General features: G+C 38.7%; 8 protein-coding genes. All 8 read left to right on the forward strand.

What is annotated here, in order from left to right:
* The first annotated feature begins 31 nt into the window (after window positions 1-31).
* The 8 genes from C7460_RS12030 (at window position 32) to C7460_RS12060 (ending at window position 11,102) form a co-directional block, all read left to right on the forward strand.
* Complete coding sequence (locus C7460_RS12030) at window positions 32-1,993, forward strand: hypothetical protein (RefSeq protein WP_147302932.1); 1,962 nt, start codon at window positions 32-34, stop codon at window positions 1,991-1,993.
* Window positions 1,994-2,275: 282 nt separating this feature from the next.
* Window positions 2,276-4,201 carry an O-antigen ligase family protein gene (locus tag C7460_RS12035; protein ID WP_115868354.1) on the forward strand — a complete coding sequence of 642 codons (1,926 nt, stop codon included), beginning with the start codon at window positions 2,276-2,278 and terminating at the stop codon, window positions 4,199-4,201.
* 99 nt (window positions 4,202-4,300) lie between these two features.
* Window positions 4,301-4,606: a hypothetical protein gene (locus C7460_RS23500; RefSeq protein WP_147302933.1), complete on the forward strand. Its 306-nt coding sequence runs from the start codon at window positions 4,301-4,303 to the stop codon at window positions 4,604-4,606.
* 3 nt (window positions 4,607-4,609) lie between these two features.
* Window positions 4,610-5,236, forward strand: a complete 627-nt coding sequence (locus C7460_RS24065; RefSeq protein ID WP_115868355.1) for a hypothetical protein — start codon at window positions 4,610-4,612, stop codon at window positions 5,234-5,236.
* Window positions 5,214-6,332, forward strand: coding sequence for a 6-bladed beta-propeller (locus tag C7460_RS12045; RefSeq protein WP_115868356.1), 1,119 nt, complete (start codon window positions 5,214-5,216; stop codon window positions 6,330-6,332). Before C7460_RS24065 ends, C7460_RS12045 begins: the two co-directional genes overlap by 23 nt.
* Before the next feature lie 371 nt (window positions 6,333-6,703).
* A complete protein-coding gene (locus C7460_RS12050) occupies window positions 6,704-7,867 on the forward strand; it encodes a 6-bladed beta-propeller (protein ID WP_115868357.1) in 1,164 nt (387 codons plus the stop codon).
* A 168-nt stretch (window positions 7,868-8,035) separates the two neighbouring features.
* On the forward strand, window positions 8,036-9,097 hold the full coding sequence (locus C7460_RS12055; protein WP_115868358.1) for a 6-bladed beta-propeller: 1,062 nt from the start codon (window positions 8,036-8,038) through the stop codon (window positions 9,095-9,097).
* A 778-nt stretch (window positions 9,098-9,875) separates the two neighbouring features.
* The gene (locus tag C7460_RS12060) at window positions 9,876-11,102 is read left to right on the forward strand and encodes a 6-bladed beta-propeller (RefSeq protein WP_170147989.1); all 1,227 of its coding nucleotides are present in this window, start codon (window positions 9,876-9,878) and stop codon (window positions 11,100-11,102) included.
* The last annotated feature ends 323 nt before the right edge of the window (window positions 11,103-11,425 follow it).

The raw sequence follows: 11,425 nt of genomic DNA on the forward strand, positions 1-11,425 counted from the left end.
ACACGGCCTATAGAACGCACATCACCTAACTATGAAAACCAATAACTTATCAAGGGTACGAGTAACGCCATTCAATCTGAGCCTTATTTTCTCATTGATCATTTTATCCGGTTGTAGCCATATCGTATACTGGGCGGAGCTTTTTTCTCCTCGCCTGAAGCAGACACTGGCACTTGCAGGGGCCAACCGCCAAGAGCTAGAGGAGGTGTTGATTCATTATAGAAAAGAGGGGGTGTTGTCAGAAAAATTCAGAGCTGCTCTCTTTCTCCTTGAAAATATGGCTGAGCATGAGTCATATCAGCTTTTAAATGAGCTAGAATCGGTTTTTGACAGTGCATCTACATATGACAATGATCAGGACAGGAAGCACGTCTATAAAGCGATGCTTGATCAGCGTGTTAAGCAACTGGGTACTGGCTTTAGAACGGTTCGTCGTAAGGATGTACAAGTATTGCGTGCCGAAGATTTGATCCAAAATATAGATGAAGCCTATGACGCATGGATGAACATCCACGTATCCAAACGTGCCGATTTTGACGACTTTTGCGAGTTTATTTTACCCTATAAGTGTAACAATGAGCCTATTGAAATAGAAACACGAAAAGTGTTTAGAAAAACTTATGGTTGGGTGGTGGACTCCCTGGAAAATGGAGTGTCATTGGACAGCACTGTGCTTCAGCTCATGAAAGCGGTAAATTTTCAAGTGGCTACGGAAGTCAGTCAGATTTATCCCATTCCACTAAGTGCATCACAAAGCATCCGGTCAAAGTTTGGTTTATGCGACGATGGAGTCAATTTGCTCGTGTCCATTTTGAGGTCTGTTGGGCTCGTAGCCTCCCGAGAGTCTATACCCCAATGGGGAAATAGTGCTTCCAATGGTCATTCATGGTTTTCCGTTGCTTATGGAGGGCAAGAACGTGCTTTTAATATCTCAGGAGCCAACTATGAGACGGGGTTGAGGTCCTTTTACAGTTCTCTGAATGAAAGTGTGCCAAAAGTTTACCGCAAAAAATACTCCTCCGAGTCAGATAGGGAATTGTATCCTCATAGTATAGACGTTACCCATGAGTACACTAAAACCTATGACGTGCAAGTAGATAACCCCTGGTGCGATTGGAGCAATAGCTTTGTGCCGGTTGTGAGTGTATTCAATTTTCATAAAGAGTGGGAGCCCGTAGACATTGGGGAGTGGAATGGAAGCCAGTTTAAATTTTCAGATCTCGGGCCTAACGTACTGTACCTACCAGGAATTCTCACTAGCTCAGGGATGGTAGCGGTTAATTTCCCATTTTTTATAAACGCTGATGGCCGTGTGGAGCACTTTCGGGTAAACCTAAGGCAAAAAGACTCCCTCACCGTGCTACGCAAGTATGGTCTTACGGTGCCCAGGTATCGGGCCGACTTGCAATGGTTTAAAAATATCGAAGGGGGAGAGTTTCAAGCTTCCAATTTCCCTGATTTTAGAAACTATACCGTGCTACATAAAATCGAGTCGTGTCGTTCCACACACCCCCAGCGAATCGAAACAAATAACCAGAACGTGTATAAATACATGCGATTTTATACACAGACTAGCGAGCCACACCTTTTTCAGTTTGTAGCCTATAAAAATTCTGCGAATCAAAAAATCAAAGGGAGCGTGATCAATCCAAAGAATGAAAAACTACCACATAGTGCATGGATTACCCAAGGGTTGGAACTACGATCGCCTCAACCCATTCCTATTATAGAATATATGGTTCGAAATGACGAGAATCACATTGTAAAGCAAGACGATTATGAATTGTTTTATTGGGACGTAGACATGAATTCACACCAGGGGCAATGGGTATCTTGGGATAGACAGAGGGCACAGGACACCGTATTGTATTATCAGGTGCCTTCCAATACATTGTTTTGGTTAAAGAATCACTCTCGAGGGAAAGAAGAACATGTTTTTACAGTAAGTGCTTCCGGAAAGCAGCGGTGGCTTGGTTTTGACAATTATAATTGATCCATGTTCGTATGTAGCACCTCTATGCTGAAGACTGGAGTGGGAAGAAGTTAGTTAATGAACTATAAGGCGTTACACTTGATTCAATTCTTTTTAAAACCAAGAACAGTGACAAATTTCTTCTTAAAAAAGAGGTGCCATTTTATGCTATACACCTAAAAGGGACATAAGTGATATAAGATGATCCATAATTTATACCTTAAAAATTCATAATCAACGCTATTTGTTATCGTCAGCTTTTGATAAAGTGTTAACGCACTGTTTGTTTAAAGAACCTAGCTAATGAACCGCCTAACCTATCAATGCTGTCTGTTTGCGGCAATGGCCCTATGCCTATGCTGTGTGCTGATGGTATCTTCAGACTTATATGATCCTACCCGCTCGGGTAAGTGGTTGTACCTGCTATATACACTACCGGTGCTGGTAGTGGTAGCCCTTCCTTTGTTGGTCTGGAGTAGAAGTTCAGCCTTTGATGTACTCAGCGCGCTGCTGCTGCTTTTCATGGGGTGGCTTCTAATAGTGGGTAGACCAGGAGGTATTTGGCACAGTGAAAAATTCCTTTATTTCTCCGTTAGTTTTACCTTTTTTTGGATCGTTAAGACTGCTCTTTTAGCGAATACTAACCAATCAACTTTTAACCCACTCTGGATACCAGTAGTGGTCATCGTACTGCTTGGAGGTACAGAAGTCATTCTAGGGCAACTCCAAATTCTAGATCGTTACCCCATATATCATGGGATTTATCGGGTTACGGGCACATTTTTTAATCCGGGACCCTATGCCGGATTTTTGGTGGCTTGTTTACCTTATGCGCTGTTAGTAGCTAATTGCCCGGTATCCACCACAGCGTGGAAGACACTGTCCTGGTTAGGTTTACTTGGGTCCCTGCTGATATTGGCCATCTTGCCGGCCACTCAAAGCAGAGCAGCCTGGATAGCCGCCGCGTGCGTACTGACCTATTTTGCACTACAGTATTATGACCTAATGGCTCGCTTACAAGCTTTATATCAGAAGCGTAAAGTACTTGTAGCTGCACTTATGCTAGGATTGGTAGTGGTAGGGGGCATGGGGAGCTACGGACTGTATCGCTTCAAAGAAGACAGTGCTGATGGGCGATTGTTGATCTGGAAAGTGAGTAAAAGTATTCTACTGGAGCATCCAGTAATTGGAACAGGCTTCGATACATTTCAGGCTCATTATGCCCCGGCACTAGCCGCCTATTTTGCCGGCGGATCCGACACACCTGCCGAACAAATGCTGGCGGGCAATGTGCCCTGGGCGTTCAACGAAGCACTACAACTGGGGGTGGAGCTGGGTTTTCCGGGGATGCTTTGCTTTCTGGCTGTTGTGGTTATTGCGCTTACATATCCTCTTAAAACTGATCCGTCAAAAATTCAGAACCAAATAGTCCTGGCTGCCAGGGGGTCAGTAATTGGTGTTTTTAGTTTTGGGTTGTTTTCCTATCCCTTTCATTCTCCGGCCATCGTGTTGCTATTCTTTTTTGCTCTGGCCGTGATCGCTGCAAACCTGAAGTCCAGGCGGATAAGTAAAGGCACAAAATTGTTGCCTGTCCTTAATCCTATAATGGCTCTGGTGTTGGTAGGGTTTTCAGCGTTTGGGCTTCTTCAGGCTCCTAAGCTCGATGAAGCCTATTGGCTGTGGGATGAAGCAAAATCTCTGTACCAGATCAAGGCCTACGAAGCGGCCAATGAAAGTTTTGAAGAAGCCAGGGAGGTACTTCACACGAATGGGCTATTCATGCAGCAATACGGCAAGTGCCTGCAAATGGCAGGAAACTATGACCAGGCACTAGCGGTACTAGATCAATCCGGAGAATTCTACAAAGACGATTTCTGGTATATAACATTGGGTGAGGTGAATAAAGCGCTGGGAAAGGCTGGAGAAGCTGCAAAGTGCTATGAGCAAGCCAGCGCTATGGTGCCACACAAGCTTTATCCTAAATACCTATTGGCGCTGCTTTATGAGGCCAATAATCAAAAAACTGAGGCCAAAATACTGGCTAATGAGATCCTCACTTCAGAAGTGAAGGTGATGTCCACGGCTATAACGGAAATACGGCAAGCCATGCAGGACATCTTGAGTAAATCAATGGTAGAATCTGGGAATGAGGAGCGGAAGGTGAGCCGCAAAACTCTAAAGCCTTCCGCTCCGAGCTCCCCTTTAAAAGGAAAGGAGGTGCAAAGGTAAAGAGTATTGATAGATAGTACGAGAAGCTATACGCTTCTGCCCCTGAAAGGATAGATGGGGAGTAGATTATAATATCCTTTATATATTAATAATAACGTTATGAAAAAAATAAGTTTAATTCTATATTCAATTATTCTATTGTTCATGGTATCATTAACTGTTCTCAACCTAAACATTGTACAGTTCACTTCAATGTCAAAGGTTTCAACTCGCGAAAAATTATCCATGGTGCTTGAAATATCGAATGTTTTAGCTGAAACTTCTTCGGAAGGTGAAGATTGTTCATCGACCGCCAAATGCTCGGATAAGGGAGGTGAACCATCAGGTGACGGTTATGATAGACAAGGTAACGGGCCTTATTGCTGTGGTGCTATGACCAATTCTTCAGGGAATAAGAAGAAATAACAAATGAAGATTAAATACTTATTCTTCGGGTTGATTACTTGCATGCTGATTGGGGAAATAACCTATTTAGTAATTCAAATTTATGAATTGAACACTGAAGTTATTGAATGTGGAAATAGTTACAATAATTGCGAAAGGGATAGAAAAAGTAACCAGCGAGCTATTATTTATAACCTTTTTTCTGAGAACGTACAATTACCAGATGTGCGATTAATTAATTCTAAGAATGAATCAAAAAATTTATCCTCCATATTTATGGAGGATAAATTGCTGATATATCGCTTCTATGATGAAACATGCTCCCAATGTGTTGAGGATGAATTAGATATAGTGAAGCAACTTGAAGATAGTGTTGGTATTCGAAATATTGCCATAATATCTACTTTCAACCTAAATAAGCTAATTAGCCTCATCAAGAGAAAAGAGATACGATGCTCATTCTATAGTTATTCTGAGAGTTTTCCGATTCCCATTGAAAATGATAGGTACGTAGCTTCATTTTTTGTGTTGGAGAAAAGTTTGTACACACGATTTGTGTATAAGGCTGGAGGAGATCAGATTATAAATTCTCCATATTTCAAAAGGATCATTAATTACATAAAAAAAGATGAAACGTCAAATTTTCAATAAATCACATTACTTAAGATGTCTTTGTTCATTGTTTTTGGTTGGGGCTATGCAATTTGGGTGTAATGATGAACCTGATGGCAAGATAGAAATTGATATCAATGCGAAAACTAAAAATCCACTGCCACAAATCAAGATAAATCATGTAGTAAATTTTGAGACTAGTGACCAGAGTATTTTTGGAGAAATAAGCACTGTTCGCCTTGCTGGAGATCGGTTTTACCTATTAGATTCACGAGTTTCTAAGGCGCTTTATGCCTTTTCGCTATCGGGTAAATTTGTGAACAAAACAAAATATGGAAAGGGTCCAGAGGAAATGATCAACCCCTACGCCTTTGATACAGGGACAGAAAATGATCCTGACATATGGATTTATGATCAGACGCTCAAGAAGTTCTTTATTTACGACCAGGACCTCAATTTGTTGAAAGTGAAAAGTTATCCAGGGGTTCCATTGACAGATTTCCAAAGGATACCAAATCAGGACGTTTTGATCCGATCCACATTTGAGAAGGATTATGAGTATACTTTATATGATAGTAATTTTGAAGTGATCAATAGGTTTGTGCCAGGATATACTTATCGGGGTTCGCAGGCCCTTGGGAAAGCGATAAACTATGTAAAACAGAGAACGCTTTTTCTCTCTGCTTTTGATTATCACATTTACCAGCTAACTAAAGATGGTGCAACGAGTGTTTACTATTTAGATTTTGGTGATTTCAATCTCCAGCAATCAGAAGTAGAATATGGTGGAATACCAGCGGTGTGGCGTTCAGTAAAATCAGGTCGTAGGGTTTCTCACCCTCTTGGGATATCAGAAAATGAACAATATCTCCTATTTGACGTCCAATACGCAGGTGAGCTTATTTACATGGCCATCAATAAGCAAACGGGAAAGGTGTTGCGAATAAATGATTTTATCGATCAAGGGAGGCTACCCAAATGTCAATTTATTCAAATAACACAAGGTGGGTTGTTTTATGCCGTTGTAGAGGCATCGGAAATGGTTCATTTTGGGGAGCCAGGACATGTCAATGTTACAGAAAAACCGACTGATGTAGGGGATAATCCATTTTTGATAACTTTCGATATTCAGTAATTTATGGAACGCCAGAAAAACACGTACCATAGAGTTGGAGAATTCCATAATTCCCACAGTATTCAAGCATCCAGCAGGCTACTTAGAAACTACCTCCTCAAACACCGTAATGTGCCATGGCTTATCCATTATGGATCATAATTTAGCCTCAGGAGTCAAGTTTTGAGCGTTATTTGTTATGACCTGACACTAGCACTCACTATAAAACTTGAACCAGCCTTCATTCACATCTGCCTTTTCCATCCTCACGTTGTTTATGATGGCTATGCTATCAAGAGCCAAAAATAAAAATAACTTCCTAACATTAGGTGAGGTGAATAATTTATCAAGCTATTAATGACATATGATTTACAATAAAATTTAATTTCCTAATGAATCTTTTTAATAATTTCAAGACAGCACTTTTGTTGTTGATTATTTCAGTTTCATCCTGCAATGTCAGGACTGAGAATGATGCTTATCAAAAAATACCACTTGTTCAGAACGGATCATTTTTAGTCTCTGATTTTGTTTTTTCAATTGAGCATGTTCAGTTGCAGCTTTCCCATGAAAGCATGGTAGGAAACATAGACAAGCTTAAAGTTCACGACAATAAATTTTTCGTTCTTGATCGAGAAATTGCACAAGCCCTTTTTGTTTTTGATATCACTGGGGAATTTTTATTCAAATTAGGTCAGTTTGGTAATGGCCCAGGAGAGTTCTCTGAGGTCACAACTTTTTGTTTGGACGAATCAGGTAGAATATATGTTTATGACGCTGATTCATACCAACTATCAATCTTTAACGAAAAGGGTAGGTTTGAGAGGTCATTGAAATTTGATTTCCATGCTATTGATATTGAAATATTGCGAGATGAAATTTATTTCTACACAGGATATGCTGAAACAGTTCACGGGAAGTACAACATCATTAGATCCAACCTCGATGGGGATATTGTATCAAAAGATTTTCCTTTCAGTACACCAGTTTATTTTGAATCGAGTTGGAACTTACATAAAATAGGGGATAATTCTTTGAGGTTGGTTCAATCGCTTGATAGTAAACTCCATTCATTCGAAGCTGAAGGTTCAGAAATTAGTTATCAACTGGATTTCGTAGGGGAGAGTATGAACCTCACTGATTCGACATATGATGTTATGAATTTGGAAGAGCAACTGAATAAACACTCCAGGGTTTTAGATAGCTATGTGGAAAACACCAATTATCTATATTTTTTATTTTTTGACGCTTACGAAACCCTAAGTTGTTTTTACGATAAAGTCTCCAGGGAATTGCGAGTCGGTGCTCTTAGAAATGATTTGGAATGGGTCCCTTTCAGTCCTATGGTTTTTGCGGATCACAACAAATTAGTAGGAACGGTGATGGCTCAAGATATTATTAGAACCCGACAGTATTTTGAATCTTCTGGAGTGGAATATAAAGATGAAAAAAATGTATTTGACCATTACTTTCAGAATGTTAAGATTGATAGCAATCCAATTTTGACTATTTATCATCTTAGGGAAAACATAAAGCAAAAACTAGATAACAAGTAGAACAAACAGACCTCAGACGGTTTCGGAATAGTACTTGTCGGGAAACGTGAACGCAAAAGATTTAAAGATTTTAGGACATCAACACGAAGAGAGGATGATAAGGTGTTTGAGTAGATTAATGCAGGAAGGAACCCTAATTGTGGCCACTTAAAAGGATAAATAAACGGAATGAAATCGATCTTATTTCTTGCTGTAATGTGTGTAATGCTAGCAGGTTGTGTAAAACATGCATTGCCTGCTGGTAACGCTGACTATGTATTTGATGAAAGAAAGAATATGGGAGAATCAGATTCTATCGTTTTGTCAGATATTGTGGAGTCAACTCAATTGGTATTACTCGAAACGAACAAAAACTGCTTAATAAGTCACCTGTCAGGGGCCTGGTTAATGAATGATAAAATACTCATAGCTGACAATAGGTCCGAGAACATATTCCTATTTGATTCACTAGGATCATATGTCACCACGATTGGCAAATATGGAAGTGGGCCGGGTGAGTATAGTACGCTATGGTATGTTGATTTCGATGCTGAAAGCGAGAGGATATTCATTTTAGATGCGTTGCAGCAAAAAATAATTTCATTTTTATCTAGTGGGCAATTTATCGGTGAAGTAAAGTTTAAAATTGGCTGTCAAGTAAAATCATTTTGTTACGCTGGAGACGATCAATTTTTCATTCAACCAAGCCCCCAGCCTGGTCAAAATATTAGCCCATTACTTTTGATTGATAAAAACGGTGGTATTGTTCGTTCATTTTTCGAAGAGAATGCCATTTATACTTCTTCAAGCTTCCGTAATGGGAGTTTTAAGAGGTATAAAAATACAATTCGCTTTTTTCCCTCTTACTTCTCGAAAATTTACAGCTTTGACGGGAATGATTTATCCGAGTGGATAGAAATAGTACCCGAATTCAGTGTTGATTTAGACTTACTCGAAAGGCTTCAAGCCAAACAAGGTCGCGGCGAACTAGATGACCAGGGACTCCCATTTAGTGCATCCAATGAATATACCGGGATGTGGGGAATTCAGAACTACCTGGAAACTGACCGTATGATTAATTTTTTTTATAAATCCTCAAACAAGCTGCTATTTGTTTTTGTGGATAAGTTCACAGGCCAAGTAAAAAAGGCAAAAATTGTAGATGACTTATTTGCTGGACAAACTACCATAAATGTATGTGACTCAGGGCCAGAGTATCTTCTTTATGAACTCAAGTTTCCTGATATTTAAAAAGTAAAATTCAACTTGATTAAGCAAGGTCAAGATCAGAATCTTCCACTGGATGTTATAGAAAGATTTGAAAACTTTGATGTCTCTAGCAATCCGGTCCTTGTTGTATACACAATGTCCTCTAATCCATCCATATGATCGAGCTTATGTTCTAAATGAGTTATTCATGAAAAAGTCAAACCCAGATGAAAATCTTTCTCTGCTCTTTTTGAGACTAAAGTCCAAATTGTAATATGTAACCTACTAGATTTTGAGTGTTATCTCAATTACAATCTCATTATTCATAAAGGTATTTGTAATTAATACCAGCTAAACTTAGAAAGTACTACACTTAACACCGTAATGTGCCATGGCTTATCCATTATGGATCATCATTTAGCCTCAGGAGTCAAGTTTTGAGCGTTATTTGTTATGACTTAACACAATCACTCAATATAAATCTTGAACCAGTCTTCATTTACATCCGCATTTTCTACCCTCACGCTGTTTATGATGGCCAAGCTATCAAGAGCCGAAAATCAAAATACAAATAACTACCTAACATTGGATGAGTAGAATAAGATACTGGGAAAGGCCAGAGAAGCTGCTAAGAGCTTTGAGCAAGCAAGCGCCATGGTGGCCACAAGCTTTATCACAAATACCTATTGGCCATGCTTTATGAGGCCAATAATCAAAAAACTGAGGCTGAAGTACTGGCACAGAAGCACCGACAAGAATGGCATAGTTAGAACCGTACCTCCAGTACCAGTATCATATTTCTGGGATGATTGCGAACCCAATGAAGACGAAAGTAGTGCATACTGTCAAGATGAATCAGATTGCCCATGATATGAGAAAAACCTGTTTAATAGTAATATCAGGCATGTTTTTATACGCCTGTGATATTCATCGAAAAGAGATGAATGGAGATGTAAACTCTGAACATTATATTCTTGATGTCGATGATGAGAAAGTCTATCATTACTCACAGCTTTTTGACACTTGCTTTATTGTACCATTAAATACAACAAAAGAAAACCTAATAGGTAAGATATCAAGTGTTATAATAGGTAAAGAGATTTTATTGGTCTTAGATGCTCAAATGAGCAAAGCAATATTTCTTTATGATTTTCATGGAAAATTAAAAACTAAAATCCGTCGTTTAGGTAAAGGTCCAGGTGAGTACAAGCATCCAAATAATGTGGTATTGGTTGAAGATGACGAAAGAATTTATATTCAGGATTCAGGGCAAAATAAGATATTGGTCTATTCACTGAAGGGTGAATTTCTATGGGAGAAACCAATGAACCTGAATATTAGAGATTTACAATATGTTAATGGAGTTCTTTGTGCGTTCACCTTTGATCAAACCGGTAAGACGAGCCTTGTGCTTTATGATTTGGATTTGAATAAAATGAAGTCCGTTTATATTCATTTGGAAGATGATATCCACATTGTAAATGGTGTAGTAGAGAATTATTTATATCAAAATTATGATGGAGCAGGTCTATACGCTAAGAATACATTTTCTAATAAACTTATTGAGACTAAAGGCGATTCTTTATCCAAGTTAATCTCAATCAGTTTCAGTTCTGGTTCCTTTAACTATGAGCCTGATATTACTTATGACGCGGCGGATGTTTTTAAAAGATTTAAAGAAAATGACATTATTTCGTTAAGTGATCAAATTGTGGATTCACCGAGTTTTATGATGTTGGGCCTTATTAAAGGCAATCAAGGGAGAATGGCTATTCTTGATAAGAGTCATAACAGTCTTTATTATATCAAAGAATTGAATAATGACATGGATGGACTTTGGGGAGGTGTGTCGAGTATTGGCCGACACAATGTGAACGCGAATTATTTTATTTCTATTATCCCAGCTAATATTTTCAATCAAAGAATCCATGATATAAATTTAGAGAATCACCCCTATGGATCAATACTTTCAAAGATGACGGTTGGTGACTTTGATAATCCGATATTGATTCTTTACAAAATCAAAAAGAATGCGAACTTCGATTAATCAAATTGTTCTTATTGCTTCTTTTATGGCTGGCTTAAATTCTTTCCTAGTCAGTGTTAAGGAACCAAACAATAATAGAGATATTTTATTTGAGAATCAGAGTATTACAAATACTGTTTTGGTGGTTAGCAATTTCAAGCTAATTTCATTGCAGTGAGATGGGTAATATTATAAATGAGTTATTCATGAAAAAGACAAACCCAGATGAAAATCTTTCTCTGCTCTTTTTGAGACTAAAGTCCAAATTGTAATATGTAACCTACTAGATTTTGAGTGTTATCTCAATTACAATCTCATTATTCATAAAGGTATTTGTAATTCAT

Source organism: Marinoscillum furvescens DSM 4134, from assembly GCF_003386095.1.
In the GTDB taxonomy this organism is placed as follows: domain Bacteria; phylum Bacteroidota; class Bacteroidia; order Cytophagales; family Cyclobacteriaceae; genus Marinoscillum; species Marinoscillum furvescens.